General features: G+C 51.1%; 28 protein-coding genes and 1 pseudogene. 17 read left to right on the forward strand and 12 right to left on the reverse strand.

Annotated features, from left to right (window positions below; translation table 11 throughout):
- The first annotated feature begins 40 nt into the window (after positions 1 to 40).
- Positions 41 to 586, forward strand: coding sequence for an AAA family ATPase (locus tag B5F54_RS10410; RefSeq protein WP_002578721.1), 546 nt, complete (start codon positions 41 to 43; stop codon positions 584 to 586).
- Positions 587 to 1,325: 739 nt separating this feature from the next.
- Here the strand turns inward: B5F54_RS10410 and B5F54_RS10425 are convergent.
- A pseudogene (locus B5F54_RS10425) lies at positions 1,326 to 1,736 on the reverse strand (IS1634 family transposase); the annotation flags it as partial.
- Positions 1,737 to 2,010: 274 nt separating this feature from the next.
- On the opposite strand from B5F54_RS10425, the gene B5F54_RS10430 reads away from it, so the two are divergent.
- Positions 2,011 to 2,388, forward strand: a complete 378-nt coding sequence (locus B5F54_RS10430; protein WP_002578940.1) for a helix-turn-helix domain-containing protein — start codon at positions 2,011 to 2,013, stop codon at positions 2,386 to 2,388.
- A gap of 162 nt (positions 2,389 to 2,550) precedes the next feature.
- Here B5F54_RS10430 and B5F54_RS10435 read toward each other — a convergent pair whose 3' ends face one another.
- On the reverse strand, positions 2,551 to 3,105 hold the full coding sequence (locus tag B5F54_RS10435; RefSeq protein ID WP_002304410.1) for an ImmA/IrrE family metallo-endopeptidase: 555 nt from the start codon (positions 3,103 to 3,105) through the stop codon (positions 2,551 to 2,553).
- Positions 3,106 to 3,156: 51 nt separating this feature from the next.
- Entirely contained in the window at positions 3,157 to 3,606 is a 450-nt protein-coding gene (locus B5F54_RS10440; protein ID WP_002304411.1) for a helix-turn-helix domain-containing protein, read from the reverse strand.
- A gap of 286 nt (positions 3,607 to 3,892) precedes the next feature.
- Here B5F54_RS10440 and B5F54_RS10445 point away from each other — a divergent pair, with 286 nt between their 5' ends.
- From B5F54_RS10445 to B5F54_RS10475, 7 genes are all read left to right on the forward strand, one after another.
- Complete coding sequence (locus B5F54_RS10445) at positions 3,893 to 4,456, forward strand: hypothetical protein (RefSeq protein WP_002304412.1); 564 nt, start codon at positions 3,893 to 3,895, stop codon at positions 4,454 to 4,456.
- A gap of 262 nt (positions 4,457 to 4,718) precedes the next feature.
- Positions 4,719 to 5,024, forward strand: a complete 306-nt coding sequence (locus B5F54_RS10450; RefSeq protein ID WP_002304413.1) for a helix-turn-helix transcriptional regulator — start codon at positions 4,719 to 4,721, stop codon at positions 5,022 to 5,024.
- Between the two features lie 517 nt (positions 5,025 to 5,541).
- A complete protein-coding gene (locus tag B5F54_RS10455; protein WP_002304415.1) occupies positions 5,542 to 5,946 on the forward strand; it encodes a type II toxin-antitoxin system PemK/MazF family toxin in 405 nt (134 codons plus the stop codon).
- 6 nt (positions 5,947 to 5,952) lie between these two features.
- Positions 5,953 to 6,189 (forward strand): helix-turn-helix domain-containing protein, encoded by a 237-nt coding sequence (locus tag B5F54_RS10460; RefSeq protein WP_002304418.1) that lies wholly within the window; start codon positions 5,953 to 5,955, stop codon positions 6,187 to 6,189.
- A gap of 117 nt (positions 6,190 to 6,306) precedes the next feature.
- Positions 6,307 to 6,930, forward strand: a complete 624-nt coding sequence (locus B5F54_RS10465; protein WP_002304420.1) for a helix-turn-helix domain-containing protein — start codon at positions 6,307 to 6,309, stop codon at positions 6,928 to 6,930.
- 4 nt (positions 6,931 to 6,934) lie between these two features.
- Positions 6,935 to 8,308, forward strand: a complete 1,374-nt coding sequence (locus B5F54_RS10470; RefSeq protein WP_002304423.1) for a site-specific integrase — start codon at positions 6,935 to 6,937, stop codon at positions 8,306 to 8,308.
- An 85-nt stretch (positions 8,309 to 8,393) separates the two neighbouring features.
- Complete coding sequence (locus B5F54_RS10475) at positions 8,394 to 8,699, forward strand: hypothetical protein (protein WP_002304425.1); 306 nt, start codon at positions 8,394 to 8,396, stop codon at positions 8,697 to 8,699.
- 661 nt (positions 8,700 to 9,360) lie between these two features.
- On the opposite strand, the gene ytaF is transcribed toward B5F54_RS10475, so the two are convergent.
- Positions 9,361 to 10,005, reverse strand: coding sequence for a sporulation membrane protein YtaF (ytaF, locus tag B5F54_RS10480; RefSeq protein ID WP_242969679.1), 645 nt, complete (start codon positions 10,003 to 10,005; stop codon positions 9,361 to 9,363).
- A gap of 264 nt (positions 10,006 to 10,269) precedes the next feature.
- Between ytaF and B5F54_RS10485 the strand changes: the two genes are divergently transcribed.
- A complete protein-coding gene (locus tag B5F54_RS10485) occupies positions 10,270 to 10,782 on the forward strand; it encodes a ferritin (protein WP_087233947.1) in 513 nt (170 codons plus the stop codon).
- 82 nt (positions 10,783 to 10,864) lie between these two features.
- On the opposite strand, the gene B5F54_RS10490 is transcribed toward B5F54_RS10485, so the two are convergent.
- Complete coding sequence (locus B5F54_RS10490; protein ID WP_237966672.1) at positions 10,865 to 11,653, reverse strand: HAD family hydrolase; 789 nt, start codon at positions 11,651 to 11,653, stop codon at positions 10,865 to 10,867.
- A 238-nt stretch (positions 11,654 to 11,891) separates the two neighbouring features.
- Between B5F54_RS10490 and B5F54_RS10495 the strand changes: the two genes are divergently transcribed.
- Both B5F54_RS10495 and tadA read left to right on the forward strand, forming a co-directional pair.
- Positions 11,892 to 12,938 carry a CPBP family intramembrane glutamic endopeptidase gene (locus B5F54_RS10495; RefSeq protein WP_087233951.1) on the forward strand — a complete coding sequence of 349 codons (1,047 nt, stop codon included), beginning with the start codon at positions 11,892 to 11,894 and terminating at the stop codon, positions 12,936 to 12,938.
- Positions 12,939 to 12,957: 19 nt separating this feature from the next.
- A complete protein-coding gene (tadA, locus tag B5F54_RS10500) occupies positions 12,958 to 13,437 on the forward strand; it encodes a tRNA adenosine(34) deaminase TadA (RefSeq protein ID WP_275532235.1) in 480 nt (159 codons plus the stop codon).
- A gap of 174 nt (positions 13,438 to 13,611) precedes the next feature.
- Here the strand turns inward: tadA and B5F54_RS10505 are convergent, their stop codons facing one another.
- The 6 genes from B5F54_RS10505 to gpr all read right to left on the reverse strand — a co-directional run bounded on the left by B5F54_RS10505 (position 13,612) and on the right by gpr (position 18,126).
- Positions 13,612 to 14,403, reverse strand: a complete 792-nt coding sequence (locus B5F54_RS10505; RefSeq protein ID WP_087233955.1) for a Cof-type HAD-IIB family hydrolase — start codon at positions 14,401 to 14,403, stop codon at positions 13,612 to 13,614.
- Positions 14,396 to 14,614: a helix-turn-helix domain-containing protein gene (locus B5F54_RS10510; RefSeq protein WP_087233957.1), complete on the reverse strand. Its 219-nt coding sequence runs from the start codon at positions 14,612 to 14,614 to the stop codon at positions 14,396 to 14,398. The genes B5F54_RS10505 and B5F54_RS10510 overlap by 8 nt, the downstream gene beginning before the upstream one ends.
- 231 nt (positions 14,615 to 14,845) lie before the next feature.
- Positions 14,846 to 15,655 carry a hypothetical protein gene (locus B5F54_RS18275; RefSeq protein WP_087233959.1) on the reverse strand — a complete coding sequence of 270 codons (810 nt, stop codon included), beginning with the start codon at positions 15,653 to 15,655 and terminating at the stop codon, positions 14,846 to 14,848.
- A 216-nt stretch (positions 15,656 to 15,871) separates the two neighbouring features.
- Entirely contained in the window at positions 15,872 to 16,042 is a 171-nt protein-coding gene (locus B5F54_RS17640) for a hypothetical protein (RefSeq protein WP_172749687.1), read from the reverse strand.
- Between the two features lie 24 nt (positions 16,043 to 16,066).
- Positions 16,067 to 17,125 carry a stage II sporulation protein P gene (spoIIP, locus tag B5F54_RS10520; protein ID WP_242969680.1) on the reverse strand — a complete coding sequence of 353 codons (1,059 nt, stop codon included), beginning with the start codon at positions 17,123 to 17,125 and terminating at the stop codon, positions 16,067 to 16,069.
- A 185-nt stretch (positions 17,126 to 17,310) separates the two neighbouring features.
- Complete coding sequence (gpr, locus tag B5F54_RS10525) at positions 17,311 to 18,126, reverse strand: GPR endopeptidase (RefSeq protein WP_087233963.1); 816 nt, start codon at positions 18,124 to 18,126, stop codon at positions 17,311 to 17,313.
- A 119-nt stretch (positions 18,127 to 18,245) separates the two neighbouring features.
- Between gpr and rpsT the strand changes: the two genes are divergently transcribed.
- Both rpsT and B5F54_RS17645 read left to right on the forward strand, forming a co-directional pair.
- Positions 18,246 to 18,509 carry a 30S ribosomal protein S20 gene (gene rpsT, locus B5F54_RS10530; RefSeq protein ID WP_087233965.1) on the forward strand — a complete coding sequence of 88 codons (264 nt, stop codon included), beginning with the start codon at positions 18,246 to 18,248 and terminating at the stop codon, positions 18,507 to 18,509.
- A gap of 209 nt (positions 18,510 to 18,718) precedes the next feature.
- Positions 18,719 to 18,871 carry a hypothetical protein gene (locus B5F54_RS17645; protein ID WP_162838196.1) on the forward strand — a complete coding sequence of 51 codons (153 nt, stop codon included), beginning with the start codon at positions 18,719 to 18,721 and terminating at the stop codon, positions 18,869 to 18,871.
- 224 nt (positions 18,872 to 19,095) lie between these two features.
- Here B5F54_RS17645 and spoVAE read toward each other — a convergent pair whose 3' ends face one another.
- Positions 19,096 to 19,452: a stage V sporulation protein AE gene (gene spoVAE / locus B5F54_RS10535; protein ID WP_087233967.1), complete on the reverse strand. Its 357-nt coding sequence runs from the start codon at positions 19,450 to 19,452 to the stop codon at positions 19,096 to 19,098.
- A gap of 231 nt (positions 19,453 to 19,683) precedes the next feature.
- Here spoVAE and B5F54_RS10540 point away from each other — a divergent pair, with 231 nt between their 5' ends.
- The 3 genes from B5F54_RS10540 to hemW all read left to right on the forward strand — a co-directional run bounded on the left by B5F54_RS10540 (position 19,684) and on the right by hemW (position 23,309).
- Positions 19,684 to 20,184, forward strand: coding sequence for an immunoglobulin-like domain-containing protein (locus B5F54_RS10540; protein WP_087233969.1), 501 nt, complete (start codon positions 19,684 to 19,686; stop codon positions 20,182 to 20,184).
- A gap of 205 nt (positions 20,185 to 20,389) precedes the next feature.
- The gene (gene lepA / locus B5F54_RS10545) at positions 20,390 to 22,198 is read left to right on the forward strand and encodes a translation elongation factor 4 (protein ID WP_087233971.1); all 1,809 of its coding nucleotides are present in this window, start codon (positions 20,390 to 20,392) and stop codon (positions 22,196 to 22,198) included.
- Positions 22,191 to 23,309 (forward strand): radical SAM family heme chaperone HemW, encoded by a 1,119-nt coding sequence (gene hemW, locus B5F54_RS10550; protein WP_087233973.1) that lies wholly within the window; start codon positions 22,191 to 22,193, stop codon positions 23,307 to 23,309. Before lepA ends, hemW begins: the two co-directional genes overlap by 8 nt.
- Positions 23,310 to 23,514: the final 205 nt, after the last annotated feature.

A 23,514-nucleotide genomic window follows, 5' to 3' on the forward strand; every position in this document is an offset into this window, starting at 1 on the left:
GAAAGAGAGCGGTAAATCTGAATTGCGAGGGAGAATGTAGATGAATCAAGGAAGAATTATTGTGATTACAGGTTCGCCGGGAACAGGAAAGACAACAACTGCGTCGATTGTCGCAAAAGAATCGAACATGGATAAATCTGTGCATATGCACACAGACGACTTTTTTCATTATTTAAGCAAAGGAGCAATACCGCCGCATTTACCAGAGTCCAACGAACAAAATTTAGTTGTCATTGAAGCCTTTTTAGAAGCTGCAAAGCGCTATGCCCGCGGCGGATATGATGTAATTGTAGATGGAATTGTCGGGCCGTGGTTTTTAGAACCATGGAGAGCCCTTGTTCGAGAAGATTATGAAGTACACTATATTGTTTTAAGAGCCAGTAAAGAAGAAACTATGAAACGAGCTGTGGAACGTTCAAAATTAGACAGAAAAACAAATGTTGAATTAGTAGAAACAATGTGGGAGCAATTTTGTAATTTGGGGATATATGAATCGAATGTTATAGAAACGACAACCTATTCTATCCAAGAGGCTGTTTTTGCAGTAAAAGAAAAAATTTCAAGTGGAGCCGCATTGCTATCTTAAACGATTTCTAAAAATCGAAATTTCATTTATCAGAGAAATAGCAAAGCCAGTCAACGGTCAAGATGAACGGCGCATTTCATGCGCCGCCGTTGACCGTCCCGTCTGGCTTTGCTGATGGGCAATCAAGGCGGGAAAGCCCTAAAATGGCTTCCCGCCCATTTCAATTATGAGAAAAGAAACACTCCAAAATCAGAAAGAGAGCGGCCAAGCACTTTGAGGGATTGGTCGCCTTGTTCACCCATTCAGTGGGACGGCGGGTGGCGGTCAAGGCCGGGTGTAAGCCCGTTCATTTCAGCCTTGACGGTTGCCCGCTGTCCTGTTACTTTTCCGGGAGTGTAGCCACAACTTCGGGACACTTTGTCCACAAGTCGGAGCATAGGACGAGGGACGGGGGCTTTCATATACGCCCAGTCTGCTGTTGAAACCAGACCTGTGCTTACGGCTCTACGCCACGCAAGCACAGCCCTGTTTTCCTGCCGCTCCAAATGCCCTTGCCCTCCCCGGCGGCAACGGCATTTTCACGGCAACGCCGACAGAGCGTATAACACACTACACTTTGCTTCGCAAAGTCGTGTGCCAAATGGGGGCGTTGCCCCCTTTGGAAACCCCCACAAGAAAAGGCGGTACGCTACCCCTCCACGGGGCGCATACCGCCTTTTCTTGTTATCCAGCCCTCCGGCTGTATCGGTTGAGCAAAAGTCAGCGTGGGATTGATGTGGTATCTTTATCTAAGTGAACCCCCGGCATTATTCTCTGTTGTCAGATAGTAGCTTGCCAGGTCAAGAAATAAACCTGTCCCTTTGTCATTGTTATAAATGGAGGACACGATGTTTTCCACCATGCTTTCCATCATCAGTTTTTCTATAACCATAAAGGTTCCAATTCTTAGGCAGCTGCTCCGCTCATCCCGTCCCTCATCCGCAGGAAGCTGTGCGTCAGGAAAATATTTCATAAAGTTCGGATTAGGATACATCATGGTATCATCATCTTCACACTTTTTTCCTATCGTGGTTCTCTTGGGAATGTTATATTTCTTGTCCGGCTTATATACCCTGTCATACTCATAGTTAATGTATGTTACACCCTTTATGGTACGCTCAAAAATCTTTCCTTTTTTCGCAGGAATTTTAACCAAAAAATCATAATACATAATCGTTTCTCACTCAAATATTGAGTATGTATACCTACTCAATTATTATAACAAGAAATGGGCAGGAAATCAAGAAATTTCTTGATTTCCTGCCCGTTTTGAGCATTTATTTTTCGATTGAGTGTCAACTTCTACTGGAAGTTAAGATTCTATCATTTAATGCAATCTGCCTATAAAATTTTATCATATTGCATTTATAAATGCAACTTGCACCCGATGTTGGTTGTTGAGATTTTTGGTACATTTTATAATGTATAGCAGAATCATACACAGCATGGAGGTGATTGAAACGCAACCGGAAATTGATTACGTTAAGATTGGTCAGCGCATTAGAGCTGCCCGACTGGAAAAGGGTTATAGTCAGGCTGATTTGGGTGCGTTGGTTGGTTGCTCGAACAATCATATGAGCCATGTTGAAGTTGGACAGACGAAAGTTTCTTTGGCAATGCTTCTAAAACTGGCATTCGTCTTGGAAAAGAACTTTGACTATTTTTTACTGGATACCCCATATGCAAAATGCGACAGCATCATTGATAATGAGATTGCTGCAAAACTGAAAAAGTGTAATGTAACAACATTGATAACCGTAGGAAAGTTGATTGATGTCTTGATTGACCAGCAAGAGATGATAAAAAAAGCGGAGCTTGATTGATATAATGAAAAAGAAGCCCATTGACGGTACAGAGTGAACTGCTATGGGGTTCTTTTTTGCAGCACAATATACTGATTCTTTAAGAAGCAAAAAGTCCACCAGTCATGATGCACTACGCATCGTACTGGTGGACTTTTTCTGTAAAGATATAAAAATAGATATTCATATATCGCCATAACCAATGTCGTTATCGTAGGCATGAAGATCTTCTTTCAGGAAATCTGCTTTACGAATATACATCGAATTTACCAGCTCTCCTTTTTCGTGGAGCAGGCTGAATTTGTAGTCTAATAATGCTGCCGGTACATAGAGCATTTTAGCCGTTTCAAAAAATGTGTGTTCCGAAAGGCATTCCAGGACTTTCCCATCTTCTAACAGAAGCTCCGCCGCAAAGAAGTTTGCTTCATTTTCTTCGATTGATCTATCATCAAAAACTTCCATTTCTTGAAAGCCGTGCATCATAGCGATTTTTGTATGCAGGACAGCGTGTCCTAATTCATGTGCGACTAATATACGCTCCAGGATACCGTTCACATTGTGATCTATCACGATATTCTTTTGTCTGGACTGGTAATAGAAGAAGCCCTTCAATTTCTTCTGTAAATCGTAATAGTGGATTTTGATACCTAACAGCTGACATAGCTCGTAAGGGTCTCTGGTGTGATATTTTCGCACAAGCTTATCGACAGTTTCAATGATATGCTCTGCCGTTTTCATTTGCTTCACCTCCGAATCGCACACAGAAAACATATTCTGTGCTTGAGGATTTTACTCTTTATCTTTATGCTTTCTGTATTTCTTCGGAGTGTACTTTTCCCGTGCTGTTTTCTTAGAGTCCATATAAACTGACATAATCGCCTGGAAGAATACATCTTTTGCGTCCTCGTCCAATTCTCCACCGGCAAACAGAGAATTTACACGACCCAACACTTCCTGAGCTTCTTTTGCTCCTTTTGAACCGAAGTTTTCCTTTGCCTCTAAAATAAACATATCCTGATCTATATGGCTCTGGCTATCCGTTTCAGATTCGTCCAAAAGATAGGACACAGAGATATGCAGTGCTTCAGCAAGTTTTCTGATGTTGCTTTTTCTGGGGAGTGTTCCGAGCTGCTCATAGGTGTAAAGGGATCTTTCGGAAATGCCGGTCATCTGGGCAAGCTCCGTTTGAGATAGGTTCATAGCCAAACGAGCTTCTTTAATTTTTTCTCCAAATGTCATGGTAGTATCCTTCCTTTCAAAAAATATTTATTCGTAACTTCCGATTATTTGTTGACAAACTTCTGGAAAATGCTATAATAAGAATCATAACAGAAGTTTTAATTCCACTTAATTATATATCGGAACTTTTATAAAGTCAAGAACTTCCGATTTCACTTCTGTTATTTTAATCAAATATCGGAAGTTATAGTCATTCTTGTCCCATGGTATTTGTTTCCCTTTAGCCAAGTGACAGGAGTTAGAAAGGAATTCTTATTTTATGGATTAGGCTGAAAGGAGATTCTGAATGAGCAGATATAATACACAGGTATTAAGCAGTATTCGAATGCTTTGCCGGATGCAGAACATTGACGAGAAGGTTCTGTATGAAAGAGCAAAGCTGATTTTATCCATATATCGAGAGGTGTGCTGGTCTACCATTGATCGTGCGAATGATGTATGTGATACCCTTATTTGTACTTACGGTGACAGCTTAGATGGTGCATTGATTTATCTGGAGAACTTTGCTCCGGATGAAGCGAGAGAACGATTTGAAGAACGCATTCGCAGCTTATTTGAGACAAAGTGGATCATTGAACTGGTAGATATGGCTATGTTGAAAATCAGAGAATATCCAGATAAAGGCGCTCTGTACTGTGAGATTATCTCAAAGGCATATCTCAACCGCTTCAAGTACAGGGAATCAGAAATGCTGGAGGTTTTGAATATGGAACGCAGCACCTACTATGACCGAAAGAAAGAAGCGATACTGTTATTTGGTCTGTCACTTTGGGGAACAGCCATTCCTAAATTGAAAGATTTCCTGGAAAGTGCCCGGGAGGAAGAAGCATTGTGTTATTGTGAATGCTAAGACAGGATTTTAGTCCGACTAAAATCCGATGAAAATACGACGGTTCCCCTACTGAAAGTCCGACTTGTCCAGTGTTAAAATGGCTATGCTGGGAGATAGCGGCATAAAATTGAATAGAGAGAGTTACGCCTCGTGCCTGTAATGGGTACGGGGCTTTTTTTATACCTGCCTATTTTCCCCCATAATTAACACAAAGGCATGAACGAGAGCTTGGAGTAATTTACTCCGGCTCTTTTTTTATGCCTGCAAGGAGGACAGGCAGATGGCAAAGGGTATTGAGAATCGGGCACGATCTCCTCCCGCTGTTTTTGATTTTGCAACTTCACAAATTCAAAAACACGGAGGAACGAAAATGTATTACGACTTGGTTGAAAGCGGAAAAAGAATTAAAGCCTTGAGAAAGGAACATGGGCTTACACAGGAACAGCTTGCGGAGCAGTTAGGTGTTGCCGCAAACACCATTGCACGAATTGAAACCGGCAACAGAGGTATCTCTATTGATTTGGCAATCGAACTGGTTGTGCGCTTTGAGACAACCCTTGATTACATATTTTTAGGTCGTGAATAACCTCAAAACTATACCTACGAGGCAATAAAAACTTGCATGAGGAACAGGTACAATTTAGATACAGCCAAAGAAAATCGGCTGCTTGATCCTTGAAAACTGAATACACAGTCATCGAATACGTTCCTGTTGCCGGTGCGAGAGCATCAGCCACATCAGCGGTACGCCGAGACGTATCGGATAGAGAAACAGAACGACTTTCTTCTATAAATTAAGCGCTTGTCTCTCTCCCGATGCCAGCGATCAATACTGGCTTGTAAATATTGGGTTGCTCCCAATACGGCCATGAAAGCAACAGGATTAAAGATACTTCTCTACGGAGCTGGCGGAGAACCCGGCAGAGGTTAGATTCCTATGGAACTGATTCGCAATCAGTCGTTCGGTGATTCCCTGAGGGCGTAAGCCCTCTTTCCCAGGGGTGCGTGGCAAATATGGGACACATAGACTTTTGGACTGACTGCCTGATTCCTTTCTGGCAGTCAGTTATTACATAGCCAACGAAAGGAGGTCATGGCACATGATGAAAGAAAATTGGGTATATTGCCGTGGTGATATTTATTGCGCCAAGCTGGACCCGGTAGTTGGGTCGGAACAAGGCGGCATCCGTCCGGTTATCGTCATTCAGAACGATACCGGTAATAAACACGCTCCCACATTGATTGTGGCAACGGTCACCACCAGAATCCATAAGAAAGCGAATATGCCGACGCACTTTGTTATTTACGACAATCCTGCATTCAAAGAAGCGTCCGTTGTTCAGCTGGAACAGATTCGTACCATTGATAAAAGCAGGATTGATAATTACTTAGGTAAGGTAACGCCCCGTGAAATGGTAGCGATTGAGAAAGCCTTATCTGTCAGCCTGGCAATGGAACAGCTGAAAAAGCGTTCCCCAAAACATAAAGCAAAGAGAGCGAAGGAGTGAACATAAATGTTTGAAGAAAGAATCGCTGCCATGAATCAGCGCACCGAAGAAGCGATGGCTGCTAACGCAGTTCAGTTTGATAAGAGAACCTATACGGTTGATGAGATTCAGGATATTCTGGGCATCAGCAGAACCAGCGCATACAACCTTGTGAAAAAGAAAGTTTTCCATAGCGTCCGCATCGGTGGCAGTATCAGAATCTCCAAAAAGAGTTTTGATGAGTGGTTGGATCATCAAATGTAAGATTTGTCAAGGGCGTCGTACAACCCGGCGACAAACTTCAAAACATATTGAGAGTTCGATAAAATGTAGCCATGACAAGAAACACATGGCTACATTTTTTACATAGGAGGTTGTACGATGGCGGAAATGAGAAAACGCACGAGTATGTCTGTTCTGGAAATGGGCAGGATGCTCGGTCTTGGTAAAACGGAGTCATACTGGCTCATTAAGAAGAATTACTTCAAAACCATTCTTGTCGGCAACACCATGAGGGTGATGATCGACAGCTTTGAAGAATGGTATGCCAATCAGTTCAAATACCAGAAGGTCGATGGAACCCCTCCCGGCGAGGAATTGAAGAAAACTACATATTCAATGGAGGAGCTTGGACAGCGCCTTGGGCTGAAAGAAGCGACTGCTTACGAACTGGTTGCCAAAGGGCATTTTGATGTGGTCGATGTCCTGGGCAAGCGCAGAGTGACAAAGGAGAGCTTTGAAAGATGGTATGCTTCTCAAACCGATTACCGCACGGTAGAGGATCAGGAACTGGATGCAGATATTATGGCATCCACCTACGGTCTGCCGGAAATGGCAAGAATGCTTGGGGTACATCGTCAGACCATTTACTATATCGTTGCCAATGAAGATTTTGAGCTTATCAAGGTTGGCAGGTATAAGCGAGCTACCAAAGAGAGCTTTGAAAAATGGTATCACAATCAGACCCGCTACCAGTTAGCGGAAGATAGACAGGAAAGGAGCTGATTACATGGCATCTATCGTTAAGAGAAAAAAGAAGTATTCTGTGGTTTATACATACACCGATGAGAACGGCAACAAGCGTCAGAAGTGGGAAACCTTTGAAACGAATGCCGAAGCAAAGAAAAGGAAGTTGCAGGTTGAATATGAGCAGGAGTCCGGAACCTTTATTCCCCCTTCTGCTAAAACCGTCAATGATCTTTTGGATGAGTATATGTCAATCTATGGTGTGAACACCTGGGCGATGTCTACCTATGAAAGCAGAAAGAGCCTGATTGCAAACTATATTCGTCCCCTCATCGGTGATATGAAGCTGGAGGATGTCACGCCGAGAATCATGGACAAGTATTACCGAGATTTGCTTTCTGTCAAAGCGGTTTCTTCTAAGTATGTAAAAGCCCGTACAGAATATCTGACTCCGCATACTGTCCGAGAGGTTCACAAGACATTGCGAAATGCTTTCAATCAAGCGGTCAAGTGGGAATTGATGACCAGAAACCCTGTGGAGCACGCTACGCTGCCGAAAGAAGAACACAAGACCAGGGATATCTGGACAGCAGAAGTGCTCCAGAAGGCTCTGGAAGCCTGTGACGATGATATTCTTCGTCTGGCTATTAACCTTGCCTTCTCCTGTTCCCTGCGAATGGGCGAGCTTCTGGGGCTTACCTGGGACTGTATTGACATTTCCCCCACCAGTATTGAACTTGGTCAGGCAAGCATCTTCGTTGAAAAGGAGTTGCAGAGAGTAAATCGTGAAGCGATGGCAGATCTGGACGGTAAGGACATCATGTTCAAGTTCCCACCGACCTTCGCCAGTACGCATACCGCATTGGTTCTCAAAACTCCTAAGACCAAAACAAGTGTCCGCAAGGTGTTCTTACCGAAAACCGTAGCGGAAATGTTGGTACAGCGAAAGGCTGACATCGAAGAACTGAAAGACCTTTTCGGTGACGAGTTCGTAGACTTCAATCTGGTTTTCTGTTCTTCCAATGGCAAGCCGATTGAGGGGCAGGTTATCAACCGTGCTTTCAATAAGCTGATTGAGGAGAAGGGACTGCCGAAAGTGGTTTTCCATAGTCTCCGACATTCCAGTATCACTTACAAGCTGAAGCTGAACGGCGGCGATATGAAATCCGTTCAAGGCGATTCCGGTCATGCACAGGTCAAGATGGTAGCGGATGTTTACTCCCATATCATCGACGATGACCGCAGACTGAACGCTGAAAGAATGGAAGCTGCGTTCTACTCAGGCAGACAGGCAACGCCTGAGCCGGTTCAACCAGCCGCAACGGAAAGCTCCGCTGATGATAAAGAACTTCTTCTGAAGCTTCTGCAAAATCCGGAAATGGCAGCACTCCTGAAGTCGCTGGCAAAAACATTATAGTAACTGCAAGGGCAGATCCTTTTACATAGCTACAATAGCTGTAAAAGGGTCTGCCCTTATTTTTTTGTTATGGAGGTCAACGAGTATGGATAGAATCTTTATGGACGAGTATTACGAGCATCTGAGAGCTGACAATATCGAGGCATTTTCCAAGGAAAGGAACGACGAATATGTTGGCAGAGCTGAGGAATACAAAGCAGCAAAGTCGGCATTGCTTGAAGGATTGGGACTTGAGCATTTGTTTGACCATAGCCATGAACTGACTCCGAAAGAGAAAGAAATATGGATGCTGTTCGATAGGGTTGATGTAGCAGAGCTTCTTGCAAGGGATGCTTTTGCCAAGGGTGCTTATATGCTCGGCGCTGAGGATAGAGAGATTATGCTGAAATAAAAAAAGACCTGCTTCGGCGGGTCTAAATTACATAGAATCATTGAGTCTGAAAAACCTTTGAAATTCTTAATAATTCTGGTTGAAAAATTCATTTTGAAATGATATATAAAACAGACTGAAATCTGTGTCTAAGGACACCCGCACCCTCACACGAGAATGAATAGGATTTCCTATCATTTCGCATCACGAGAAGTTACATAGTGACATTTACTTGCACTTGCAACGTCCACCAAAAATCGAAAGACTTGCTAATTTCGAGCCAATCGGACGGTGTAAAATCCCTCTGAATTAGCTATCACAGCGTAGTATCAGATGGGATTTGAAATGCTGAAAAACCTTGTATTTCCAAGCATTTTTAAGCATTAGATGCCACTTCCCGATGTCGTATCGGGTCTACTCCTAAGGGCTAATTGTAGGTTCGATTCCTACTGGGGGTGCCATCCGGCCAGGGCCTGGAGCCAATTCGCGCTCCAGGCTTTTGTTTTGCCGAAAACTTCGTATCCGCGCCGAACAGATCGATTTTTACTGCCCCTTCCAAAAGGCCGCACAGTGCATGCACTGCGCGGCTTTTTTAGGTTTTACGAATGGAAAAGAGGTCCCGCCTTGTAGGAAACCCTTTCGAGAGAAGGGTTCGTCGATCGAAAGGGCGGACGCAGCTGGCCTATGTAAGCTTTAAAAAGGCCAGTACTATCAGGAGAAGGCCGCTGACCCACGAGAGGTCCAGAGGAATTTTTTCCGCAACCTTGTTGCCGGTCAAGCACCCTGCGCATACGGCGATGACATTCGCCACTAAGGAGAAAAGAACCGCGCGGAGGGGGGCGGCCTCCGAGAGGGCCGCGCCAAACCCGACCGCTAAACCATCCAGGGAGAGCGCGATGGCCAGGGGTGCGGCTTCCACGGCGGAAAGGCTTTTGGAACAATCGCTGTCCGCGTTCTCTGGGTTGGCGTACACATCCAGGATAAAGCGCAGATGCATGGCCGAGAAGGAAATCTTTTTGTGGATTCCCTGTGAGCGGCGGATCAACGATTTGATGGCGCTGTCGCACAGTTTGGCGATGCCGAGCAGAAACAGGATGGAAAAACAGAGCACCCCGGCCAGATGCTCCGGCATGAACGGACGCACCAGAGAACCAAGAAACAACGAAACCCCCAGGATGGCGCTGCAAATCCCACTGATGACCGCAACGGAGCGGAAGGGAATTTTGATTTGATTGGTCCCATAGGCAAAGCTGGCGACAAAGGCGTCCACCGAGAGCGCGGTGACGAGCACGAGCGGCTCAAGGATTGCAAATACCGGATTGTCCAAGCAATCACCGCCTTCAGGCTTTTTCTCCATTCTATTCCAAAGGGGAAAAAACGTGATAGGAGGCTTTTCAGGAGGCTTCCCGCGTTGCGCGCAACCGTTTCCTGGTGAAGCTGAGAGCGGAGAACCGCTGGGGCCTCCCAGAGAAAAGCCAGGCAGAGAAATCGCTGGGACCCGGACCGGCCACTCCGCTCCCAAAATTCGGCGGGATTCTGCCTTGCAGAGGGATTTATGTTGTACTATAATAGCGGTGGAGGTGATTGGTTTATGTTGAATGAAAAAGTAAAGGACCTATTAAACCAACAGATCAATAAAGAGTTTTATTCGGCCTACCTGTATCTGGCGTTTTCTAATTATTTTGCGGACCGGAATTTGGATGGGTTTGCAAATTGGTATCAGGTTCAGGCGCAGGAAGAGCGCGACCATGCCATGTTGTTCTTGCAGTATGTGAAGAACAACAGCGAGAAGGTTACGCTGGAAGCCATTGAATGCCCGGAGCAGGATTTTGATAAGGATATGACCGTGCTTGAAAAAGGATTGCAGCACGAGCGGTATGTCACTGGTTTGATCAACGCCATCTACGACGCGGCCTACTCGGTCAAGGATTTCCGGACCATGCAGTTCCTCGACTGGTTTGTCAAGGAGCAGGGCGAGGAAGAGAAGAACGCGGAAGACCTCCTGAAAAAGATGGAGCTCTTTGGCAGTGATCCAAAATCCCTGTATTTGTTGGATCAGGAGTTGGCAGCGCGCACCTATGCAGCGCCTTCGTTGGTCCTTTAATGTGCAAGAAAGCCCCTGGAATCCAGGGGCTTCTTTTTGTCATGGGAAAAAGCGGCTATCCCTACCGGACAGCCGCTTTCTGTTAGATGAGATGCAATTCTTTCAGCGCTGTAGCAATACCTTCCTGTTGGACCGTCCCTGTGACCATGCGGGACACCTGCCCCAGCTTGGGGGTATGCCGGCCCATAGCGATGCCGGTCCCGACGGCGCGGAACATTTCATAGTCGTTGTCCGCGTCCCCGAATGCATAGGCATTTTCTTTTGGAATTTGGAAATGCTCCAGGACCTTCTGAACGCCCAGTCCCTTTGAGACGCCGCGCTGTCCGACGTCGCAGGCTTGGTTGCCAGGCTGGTCGGTGATGTCGTACCGGTCGCCAAAGTCGCGCATAAAGCGGTCGCGCTTGTCCATCCGGTCGTAGGTGACCATCAGCTTGTTGATGCGCAGGCCCTCCAGCGATTGCAGGGGGAGGAAGCGGTCGATGGGGAACGCATATTTTTGCATCATCCCCTGGAAATACTCCTCGGAGAGATCCCGGCAATAGCAATAGTCGGGTTCTTCTAGGACGGAGTTGATCCCCGCCGCATCGAGGTATGCCACGAGGGTGCGCAGCGCCTCCGGCGCAAGGACCTGGTTGTGGATCACTGTCCCATTTGCTTCGGACCGCGCGCCGTTTGCCGTGATGTAACAGTCAAACAGGAGCAGGCTGGGGAGCACATAACATTTCGAACGGCCGGTGGCGAGCACGGTGAGAATGTTTCGTTCACGTAAACGCACGATGGCCTCTTTTGTCTTTTCAGTGGGGGCAATGATGCCGGACGGCCCATCGATCAATGTCCCGTCCGCATCAAAAAATACAGCGCCCTGGTACATGGGAATCAACTACCTTTCCTCCATGTGGTTCTGTGGGGGCCGGTTAAAAACGGCCGTTCCGATTGTACCATCGAATGGCGAGCCGGGTCAAGGCCGCCTTCTGTTCCTGAAACAGGCGCGGTATATTTGCCCTGATGAAAAGAATTGGAGCCGGCCCGCGTCTTGCGGGATAGCTCCGAGTGTGCTATAATACCTTTTATTTAAACATAAACTGTTTTGTCAAAAAGGGGGGCTGAAATTGGCCAATTACGATCATCCATATGTACCGCAACAAAATCCCATGTACACGCCCTATTCGCAGGTTGAGATGGACCCGTTTTATGAGCAGAGGCGTGAGGAGAAACACCGTCTGGGAAAAACGGCCAGCGGCTTGAGCTGGATGCTGCTGTTGGTGGTTTTGCTGATGGCGGCGCTGCCGTCCGTGGAGAGCAGCTTCCTGCGCATGATCGGATACCGTTGGCAGGGCGAATTGCAGTTTAGCGGATATACGCCCCTGCTGTATTATCTGGTCAATGGGGTGACGTATCTTTTGGCGTTTGCACTGCCGCCCCTCCTGTATATGGCCGTCAAACGGCTGCCGCTGCAGCAGGTGCTGCCGTTCCAAAAGACACGGTTCAGCACGGCGCTGGCGTGCGTCTTTTTGGGGATGGGCGTGTGTATGCTGGCCAACTTCCCGGCTAACTGGATGATGGACTTCCTGGAATGGGCGGGCTACAACGGCACCGTGCCGGACTCCCCGCTCACGGGTGAACCGTCCATCCAGGCGCTGTATGTTATTTCGTTGGCAGTAATCCCGGCGCTGGTGGAAGAGCTGGTGTTTCGCGGTGCCGTTCTGCATGGACTGCGCCGGTTCGGGGATGGGTTTGCCATTGTTGGTTCCGCGTTCCTGTTCGGTATGTTTCACGGAAATCTGGTCCAGCTGCCGTTCGCCTTTTTCTGTGGGCTGGCGTTGGCCTTTGTGGTTGTCAAGACTGGAAACCTCTGGGTGTCTGTTGCCATCCATTTCCTGAACAACGGCCTTTCGGCTGCCATTACACTGCTGCAATGGTACCAGGGCGACGTGCTGGCAAACGCCGTGTACCTGATCGCCTTTTCCGCCTGGGTGCTTTTGGGGATTGCCTCGGTTGTATTCCTGGCCCTGCGCAGAAAGGGGTTCTTTCACCTGCACAAGCCCAATAGCCTTCTGACAGCCGGGCAAAAGTTTGTCAAGTTGGTCGTCAACCCGGGCGGGCTGGTGCTGTTCGGCTATTGCGTGTTGTCCTGTGTGATGATGATGTATTTATAACCCTGAAGGAGGGCTTGTTCTGGAAAACAGGGATGAAGCGTTTATGCGCGAGGCGTTGGAGCTCGCACGGGAGGCTGCCGCGGAGGGGGAGGTTCCCGTGGGCGCGGTGGTGGTCTATCAAGACCGTGTGATTGCACGGGGGAGAAACCGGCGGGAGACTGGCAAAAATGCGCTTTGCCATGCGGAACTGGAGGCCATCGACGGCGCGTGCCGCGCTTTGGGGGGCTGGCGGCTGTGGCAATGTACGCTTTATGTGACCTTGGAACCCTGCCCCATGTGCGCTGGGGCGATCATCAATGCGCGCATCCCCCGGCTGGTGTTCGGCGCCAGGGACCGGAAGGCCGGTTCGTGCGGGTCGGTTGTCAACCTGTTTGCGCTTCCGTACAACCATGCGCCGGGGGTGACCAGCGGCGTGCTGGAGGAGGAATGCGCGGGGGTGCTGACCGCCTTTTTCAAAGAATTGCGCGCCCGGCGCCAAAAAGGTGCGCAGGGGAAATAAACAACATAAAAGGGCGCCAAAAACGCAGCTACAAGCGTTTTTGGCGCCCTTTTTGTGTGGGTGTCTGAAAAGTGTGTGGGAAGCCCTGCTGTAGCAGGGCTTCCATGGCCTGTGCAACCCCCGGAAAGGTTTAAGAGGCCCGTTTTGTTTCCTGAGGTTCAAACAAAGGGATGATCAAAGTAAATCGTAGTGTTCAAAAGCCTTGTAAAGGCCGTCGTCGAGGATGTCCGCGGTGACGTAATCCGCGACCTCCTTCAGCTCGTCTACAGCGTTCCCCATCGCGATGGAATGCCCGACCACCTTCATCATGGTGATGTCGTTGTATCCGTCGCCGATCGCATAAGCGTCCTCCGGGGCGATGCCCGCCTGCTGCAGGAACATCTTGACCCCGCGGGATTTATCCTTGCCCTTGAAGGAGAGGTCTGCCGCCAGACTGCCCGGGTGCTTGTTGAGCACCATCGGTTCCTGAAAGGCGGGCTTGCACTGCTCATAGTGCGCATCGTCCCGGAATACAAAGTCGATGATGCTGGCATGGACGTCCTCCGGTTCCCACTCGGTTTGCAGGTATCCGGGCATGCCGTAGCTCTCGTTCAGCGGTTCGATCTGCTCCGGTGGGACATGGCGGGCCCATCCCCGGCTGTTCCCAACAAAATTGTACCAGCATCCATACTGGTCGAAATACTGCATAAATTCCCGAACCTCGGTGGGGGAAAAGAATTCTTCGAAGACGGTTTTCCCATCCACAACAACGTGCGCCCCGTTCATGGCAACATAATTTGAGAAGATCCCTGGGAAATATTTATGAATAAACCGCTCCGGCCTTCCAGAAGAAATGGCGACAATGTGCCCCTTTTGCTTTAATTGTTCAAGCGCCTTCCATGTGCTAGGTTGAACAAAAAAGTGCCGCTCATTCTTTGAGGAGAGCAGGGTGCCGTCAATATCAAAGAAGATTGCCTTCCTACTCATATGCCCCTCCTTTTTGATCGCTTAATCCCAGAATATAATCGGTTGAAACGTGGTAATATGTAGCAAGCTTGAGGACCGCCCAGACCGGGATTTCCCGGATCCCCTTTTCGTAACGGCGATAGACCTCCCGTTTACAGCTCAACACGTCCGCAATCTCCTGCTGTGTCTTGTCGTGGTCGATCCGCAAGTCTTCGATGCGTTGGAAAAACATGGTTCCACCTCTTTACTCTATGCTACTATTTTGTAGTACCAAAAACACGAAAATGCAACCAAACGGTGGCTAAATGAACATAGAATTAAACTGGAATAATTAGCGGAGTTGTGTGAAATGTAAAATTGCATTTTAAAATTCTATCCAGAATTTATAGAAAAATGATTGGTATAGCGATGTTTTTATAGAAAAAACAGGCCCCCACGCCAATCATAGGGGCCTGCAAACGGTTTAATATTTTAAATTGCGATAATATTTATCATTCAATAAATGCTTTTTACGGCGTTTCGGCCTGCGGTAACGCTTGCGCCCGCTTCCGCCGCGCGGCGGCCTACGGTTGCTCAAGATGACAATCACCACGACAATCACGCCCAGGCCGATGCAGACCCACGCAATGATGCCAATCCAATTGAGCGTCCGGTTGGAAGTCGGGGCCATGCTGGAAGAGGGGAGCAGGCTGCTGTCGTCCGGCACACTGACGGAGGGAAGGGAGACGGAGCTGGAGGATTCCTCCGGCTCGGAAGGAGTCTCTGACGAGGATTCCTCCTCTTCTTCCTCTTCGGGATCTTCACGGGAAGTGGTAGGACGACGGTTTTGATTGGTGGTAGACGGCGTCTGCGAAGGCTGCTGCGTATCCGTATTCTCGGAGTTCTGTGCCGGCTGTGCCGGCGGCTCCGAAGAAGGGGTTGTCGCAGGCGGCTCCGTAACGGGCGGCGTTGTCTGCTCGGGCGTGGACGGCTCCGTGGGGGTGGTGGGCGTCTCCGAAGACGGTGCGGTGGGGTCCGGCGTGGGTTCTACGACCGGCGCAGTGGGATCTCCCGTCGGGACAGTGGGGTCCCCGGTGGGGGTAGTGGGGTCGGTAACTGGTGTGGTGGGGTCAGCCGCGGGCGGTTCAGATACCGGCGTGCGGCCGATGACCTGCTGCGTATTGGTTGACGGATCGACAGGCGTTTCGGTCGCAAACGAAACGGTCCCAAACGTGGAAACCATGCCAAACAGTATCGTAAAAACGAGCAAAAAAGCTCTGTTATGTTTTTTCAAATTTGAAACCTCCTGAGATAACCAGCAGGGCGCGTCGGCATAAGGCCGCAGGGTCCCACCGTGGGAATGGACGGCGAATCTCTTCGAATGGGGGATTTTGCCGGATCGCGTGCATCCGACACGTTACAAGTTATTATAGCATATTTCGAACAGAAAGCAACCAAACCAACCCCGGCGAAGCCGCGCCCAGAGGTGAATTTTTTATGAACAATCCGGTTAGAGGTGCAAATCCCATCCGGTCAGCGCATGGATCAAGGTCTGATCGTCGCCAAATCCGGTTTGACGGGAGTAGTAGTCCACTTCTAAGATACCGATCGCCAGGACCAACACACAGAGCGTTGTGTAAAACGATACGGCAAAGATGCGCGCGTTTGTATTCCGTTTCATGATACGTCCTATCCTTTCAAAGGCTTATGTGAGTTGTTCCAGGGTTTCCGCCAGCGCTTTCCCAAAGAGCTGGCCAGAGTATTTGACCTCCTCCAAGGTGTTGACCTCCGTGCCGAACTCGACCAGCAGGGAGCCCTTTGTCATGTGCTCGTTGTATTTTTTGGGGCAAAAACTGAGCGGCCGCGCCAGACCGGGATAGAGGTCAGAGAGGCTTTTTTGGATGCGGACGCCGAGGCGGAGGTTGTATTCCCAGTTTGGAAACCCCAGGGTGCCGTCGTCGTCGCAGCCGGAGATAATCATGACCTGGGCGGCTTTTTTCCCATTGATCAGGGCGGTCGGCTTGATGCGCATGCCGTCCTGCGTGCCCATGGCGTCGCGGTGGACGTCCAAGGTGACCTGGATGTCGGGATATTTCTCCAGATTGCGTTGGATGGTTTCGCCGGAGCGGTCATAAGAGCCATTGTAGCTGGGGTAGTCGTGGCAGGTGGTGTCGTGTACCACGCCGAACCCGGCGGCTTCGAGCTGCTTTTTGATTTCCTCCCCGACCGCCACCACGTTTTGGGAATTGTCCTGTGTGCGGGAGGAACCGGCAAACGCTTCCGTGGTGTGCGTGTGGTAGATCAAAATCTGTTTGGTGCCGTCCTTTTTCATTTTGACCGCCGGTTGCTTGGCCAATTCCGCAGCAATGTCGATATCGTGGTATTGGTTTGTGTTTTTGACCCACATATTCTCATACTGTATGCCGGAATTGCTGATGCTCATCTCCCGGACTGTCCCGGTGACCGTTTCGCTGACGGTCCCCGACGACGCGGAGGAGGAGACCGGCTTGCTGGACGAGCTGGCGGCCGGTTTGCTGGAGGAGCTCGGCGCCTGTGAGGAGGATTCCGGAGCGCTGGCGGCAACGTCTTCGGAGAGCTCTGTGCGAAATGCTTCCGCCGCGCCGCCCGGAAGGATGAACCCCGCCGCTGCGAGCGCCGCATCGCCTGCGTGCAGTTCCGGCAGGCGGGTAGCCGTACAGAACACCGCTACAGCGGCGAGCACCGCAGAGCAAAACATCAGTCCATATTGTCGCCAATTTCTCATATTTTGCATTCCCCCGCCATTCAACCGATTTGCCACAGCTTTTGAAGCGCAAAACCATAGCCGTGCTTCTTAATGTGTATGCAGGGCCATGGGAATCCAGACCTTGCGGGGGATGCTTTGAAAAAATGTCAAATGCAAAGGGAAGGGACAGACGAGCCCTATGGCCGAAAGGCGGTTTTTCCCGCTCAGCTTGCGAGGATGGAAAACTCCTCTACGGAAAGGGTGGGGTTGAGCGCGGTGTTGATCGCCATGGCGACCATGCGGGCGGCGCGGGTGATGAGCAGGTCGATTTCCCGCGGGGTGACGACCATGCTTGCGCCGCGCGGCGAAACCTTGTCTTTGGGGGCGGCGCGTCCCAATAGGTCGGCGGCGAGCGTGCCTGCGTCCACGACGGTCGGGACGCCGATCCCGATGACCGGCACGCCCAATGTCTCACGGCTGAGCTGCGGCCGGGCGTTGTTGACGCCGGAGCCGGGGGAAATCCCCCCGGTGCTCAGCTGGATGGTGCACCCCAAGCGCCCCAGGCTGCGCGCGGCGAGGGCGTCCACCGCGATCACCGCGGAGGGCCGGAATTCCCGCGCCAATGCGGTCAGGAGTTCCCTGGTTTCTACGCCGGTGCATCCCAACACGCCGGTGCTGACCACCGCCACCGGGCGCAGGCCGTCCAATCCGGTGATGCGTGCGATTTCCCCGTGGATGTGCCGCGTTGCCAATACCTGCTCGGCGGTCTGTGGGCCCAGGGCGTCCGGGGTGATCGCCCGGTTCCCGAGGCCCGCCACGAGCACTAGCCCCGTTTCCGGGAGCAGGGCGCTAAGCTCATCCCGCAGCTGGTGCAGCAGCTCGTCCCCGCTGTCGATGTGGTCGGAAATGGCCGGGACTTCCAACGTGATGTAGTCCGCTCCGTTTTCCCGGATGCGCGTGATGGTGCAGTTTTTCCGTTTCTCAACGCGCTGGCTCGTTGGCTCCGTGTATTCCAGCGCAAGGTCGGTGCGGTATTCCATATACATTTCTCCTTTTTTTAATTTTCGGTAGCCGTGCAGGTTTTTGAGAAAAAGCTTGATTTTTTAGAACCTTGATGGTAGAATAAAAACTACATGACAGCACCAAAGGAGGTGGAACCATGCCGAATATTAAATCTGCTAAGAAGCGCGTGAAGGTGACTGCTACAAAGACGCTTATCAATAAAGCATTCAACTCCAGCCTGAAGACGGAGATCAAGAAGGCGAACCATGCGGTGGAGACCGGTGCGGAGAACAAGGCGGAGGCCGTCCGTGTTGCGGTGAAGAAGATCGATCAGGCGGCTGCAAAGGGCATCCTGCATAAGAACGCTGCCGCGAGAAAGAAGTCCGCTCTCGTCCGCAAGCTGAATGCTGCACAGGCATAAGTCGAATAGGCGAGGAAAAGCTGAAAGCAGAGCATATGCTCTGCTTTTTCTCATTTTTACGGGAAATCATTTCCAAAAGCAATTTCATTTGACTTTTTGTAGGAAAACGGTTATCATATAGATAACAATTTGGTTGTATCAACAAGTCCCTCGCTGCGGTGGAACCCCTCGTCCCGCCGGGCTTGTATTTACAAATGGAGGTGCTCACATTGAAAAAAGGAAATAATTTTGCTGTTTTTATCACGATCGTTTCTGCTCTTGCGGCTGTTGCTGCTGCAGCTGTGGCCGTCGTCCTCTTTTTTGAAAAAAAGCGCAAGGACGAAGAGGAGCTTGAGCACTATCTGGATTGCTCGATTCAATAAGGGACGGGCTATCCATTCCTGGCTTCATTGGGAAAGGATACGGGCAGGTGGATTACCTGCCCGTTTTATTTTTGCGCTTTTTCCGGAATTCGCGCCAACGCTCGATGTCGCGGCGCGTCTTTTCATAGATGTGTTTCATCAGCTTGTAAAGCAGCATGCCGATCACGCGCCCCTGCAGGATACGCAGGCCGCGGTAGGCAAACTTCCCGTACCGGACGTACCGGTTAGCTCTTATCTCCGGGTTTTGAAAATATGGCGGCTAAATAGCCGAAGAACACCGCCGCGGCAATCCCTGCGGCGCCCGCTGTTACGCCGCCGGTGAACACCCCCAGAAGCCCCTGCTCCTGGATGGCTTCCCGCGTCCCTTTCGCCATATTATAGCCAAATCCCGTCAATGGGACGGTTGCGCCCGCGCCTGCGAATTCCACCAGCGGTTCGTAAATGCCGAGAGCGCCCAGCACCACGCCCAATGTGACAAATAAAACCAGGATGCGGGCTGGCGTCAGTTTGGTGTAATCGATCAACAGCTGTCCGACGACGCAAATCGCTCCGCCGACGACAAATGCCCAAACGTATTCCATATGTTTCACCTCATGGTTAGTATGAGGAAAGGGCTGCCATTTTATACAGTTTGGGGGAGGATTGCGGCCCGGCAAAAGGAGGAAGGGAAATGGGCCCGTTTGCAGGCCGGGTACACGTTTGCGGGCAAAACGAATTTGCGGTTGGTTCTCCACAAAATGGTAAGGTTCGGTGGAAAATTTGAAAAAATTTCTTTTCTCGGGCGGTATTCTGAATAGAAGGAGGAATGCCAAATGAAAAGAATGCTTTGCACAATGGTATGGTTGGGAATCTGTGCGGCGCTTGTGGGCTGTACAACAAGCGCCATCGAAGGGCCGGAGACGGTTTCCCACCATGTGGACCCGTCTTCCTCCGTGTCGGACCCGGCGTCTTCCGAGGACCCCGGCGCATACGACGGGGAATTTTCCCTCTCCGTTGGGGAAGGCGCTCTTCCGGCTGCCCCGGAAGAGATCGTCATTCAGATTCACAACGGAACGGACGAGGAATTCAGCTATGGGGAAGCGTATTGGCTGGAGCGCCTCTCGGACAACGGCAAATGGGAGATGCTCGAATATCTCCCGGATACGGCGTGGCACGACATCGGGATCCTCGCGGCCCCGCACTCCCAGAGCGAGCACCGCATCCACCCGGTCAATTATTATGGGAAGGAAGCACTCACGCAAGGCCACTACCGTTATGGGAATACGTTTAATGGGGAGACGTACTATGCGGAGTTTGATCTTGGGGAGGTTTGAGGGGGAACGTTCCCGTTTGTTTTACAAATAATCGGTTTCGATCTGCCCTAAAAGGATAGAAACACCGGCTTTCCGGCAACACCGGTTTATAAGTCTGGAAGAGGAATCCATTCTGTGGTATAATACATTATTATGGCCGATTTTATAGCTTTCTCCACAGGGTTAGGCTGTATGGAACTTTTTGAGATAAGAGACGGTGATTCATTTGGCAATACCACGCGAACGGATCCGGAATTTCAGCATCATTGCCCACATTGACCACGGCAAGAGCACGCTGGCGGACCGCATATTGGAACAGACGAAATCGGTCGCGCTGCGCGACATGGAAGACCAGATCCTGGACGACATGGACCTGGAGCGCGAGCGCGGCATTACCATCAAGGCCCATGCGGTGACATTGGTCTATCACGCGAAGGACGATCAAGATTATGTGTTCAACCTGATCGACACGCCCGGCCACGTGGACTTTAACTATGAAGTATCGCGCTCGCTCGCCGCATGTGAGGGCGCGGTGCTGGTGGTGGACGCCTCCCAGGGCATCGAGGCGCAGACATTGGCCAACACGTATTTGGCCGTGGACGCAGGGTTGGAGATTGTGCCGGTCATCAACAAGATCGACCTGCCGAGCGCCCAGCCGGAGCATGTGCGGCAGGAGATCGAGGACGTGATCGGCATCCCGGCGGACGAGGCCCCCTGCATTTCCGCCAAGATGGGCATCAACATCGACGCGGTGATGGAGCAGATCGTCAAGCAGGTGCCGCCGCCGGAGGGCGACGAGGATGCCCCCTTGCGCGCGTTGATTTTTGATTCCTACTACGACGCCTATAAGGGCGTCATCGCCCATGTGCGCATCAAGGACGGGACCGTCCATCCGGGCGATACGATCCGGATGATGAGCGTGGGGAGCGAATTTACCGTGGTGGAATGCGGCTATATGCGCGCCACCAGCTTCGAGCCGATGGACTGCCTGCGGGCGGGCGAGGTCGGTTATATCGCGGCGTCGATCAAGGCGGTCCGCGAAGCGCGGGTCGGCGATACGATCACGCGCGTGGACAACCCCGCGAAGGAGCCGCTGCCGGGCTACCGCGCGGTACAGCCCATGGTGTTCTGCGGCATCTACCCCGCGGACGGCGCGAAATACCCGGACCTGCGGGACGCGCTGGAGAAATTGCAGCTCAACGATGCGGCACTCTCCTTTGAGCCGGAGACCTCCGTCGCATTGGGCTTCGGTTTCCGCTGCGGCTTCCTGGGGCTTTTGCATATGGAGATCATCCAGGAGCGCCTGGAGCGCGAATACAATTTGGACATCGTCACAACCGCGCCGAGCGTCGTCTACCATATCACGAAGACCGACGGCGAGATGATCGCCATCGACAACCCGACCAACTATCCCGACCCGTCGCTGATCGCGCAGGCCGAAGAACCCATTACGAACGCCCATATCTACACCCCAAAGGAATATGTGGGCAATATTATGGACCTTTGCCAGGAGCGCCGCGGCGTATTTAAGGATATGAATTACATCGACACGGACCGCGTCGATATCCATTATGAGCTGCCGCTCAATGAGATCATCTACGACTTTTTCGATGCGCTGAAATCGCGCACCCGCGGTTATGCCAGCTTCGATTATGAGCTGGCGGGCTACCAGAAGAGCAACCTGGTCAAGCTGGACATCATGCTCAACGGTGAGGTCGTGGACGCGCTCTCGTTTATCATCCACGCGGACAAGGCGTACCCGCGTGCCCGCAAGATGGCGGAAAAGCTGCGCGAGAAGATCCCGCGCCAGCTCTTCGAGGTGCCGATCCAGGCGTGCGTGGGCGGCCGGATCATCGCGCGCGAAACCGTCAAAGCGCTGCGCAAGGATGTTCTGGCGAAGTGCTACGGCGGCGACATCACCCGAAAGAAGAAGCTGCTGGAAAAGCAGAAGGAAGGCAAGAAGCGCATGCGCCAGCTGGGCACGGTCGAGGTGCCGCAGGAGGCGTTTATGAGCGTGCTGAAGCTGGATGAATAAGATCGGTTTATACCTGCATGTGCCGTTTTGCGAGAAAAAGTGCCCCTATTGCGATTTCTATTCCGTCCATGCCTCGGAGGATTCCCTTAATTTATATACAGATTGTATGATTGATAGATTAAAATACAATTCGGATAAAACCAAACGCCCGGCGGATACCCTGTACTTTGGCGGAGGGACGCCCGGGCTGTTGGGCGGCGAACGGGTGGCGCGCCTCATCGGGCAGGCGATGGCCTGCTTTGGACTGGATGGGGCGGAGATCACCGCGGAAGTCAACCCCGGCGTGGATTTAACGGGCTTTTTGCAGGGGTTCCGGGCAGCGGGCGGCAACCGCCTGTCCATCGGGATGCAGTCGGCGGACGACCGGGAGTTGGAACGCTTGGGCCGCCGCCATACGGTGGCGCAGGCGGCCGAAGCGGTGGCGGCGGCGCGCAAAGCGGGGATCGAAAACATCTCGCTCGATTTGATGCTCGGCATCGAGGGGCAGACGGTGGAAAGCGCCCGGCGTTCCGCAGCGTTTTGCGCGGAACTGGGGGTGCCGCATGTGTCCGCCTATCTGTTGAAGATCGAACCGCGCACGGCCTTTTACCAGCGCAGGGAGCAGCTGCAATTGCCGGACGAGGACGAGACCTGTTCCCTCTACGAAGCAGCCTGCGAGGAATTGGAGCGGCACGGCCTGATGCAGTATGAGATTTCCAACTTTGCCCGGCCGGGCTTTGAGAGCCGGCACAATTTGAAGTATTGGCACTGCGAGGAATATCTCGGTCTTGGCCCGGCCGCGCATTCCTTTTTGAACGGGAAGCGCTTCTATGAGGCGCGCGACCTGCGCGCGTTTTTGGCAGGGCAAGCGCCGGAGGAGGACGCCGACCCGGAGATTCCCGCCGGTGGGCCGGAGGAATATGCGATGTTGGCACTCCGGTTGGCAGAGGGCTTACAGGAGGCGCGCTACCGGGACCGCTTTGGCGAGCCCATTCCGGAGCGATGGAAACGTGCGGCGCAGCGGTATGCCCGCGTTGGCCTGACGGAGTGTTGGCCGGAGGGTTTCCGGTTTACCCGGAAGGGGTTTTTGGTTTCCAACGCACTTTTGGCGGAGATTTTATACGAAACGTAATAAGTGAAAAATAATATACAAAAGGTTGTGTAGATTTGGCGGTTTGGCCGGTCTGTGCGGCCTTTTTTCTATTTATTAGCATGGCGGTGGGCGCGAGGACCGGTTCAGGGAAGGGAAACCTTGTTGCCATATTCGTCCTTTTGGCAAATTGCTAAGTTTCTCTATTGCAGATTCATAATTAATTTACATTTATCTTATTGACAAC

The sequence above is a fragment of the Anaeromassilibacillus sp. An250 genome (assembly GCF_002159845.1).
Taxonomy (GTDB): Bacteria; Bacillota; Clostridia; order Oscillospirales; family Acutalibacteraceae; genus Anaeromassilibacillus; species Anaeromassilibacillus stercoravium.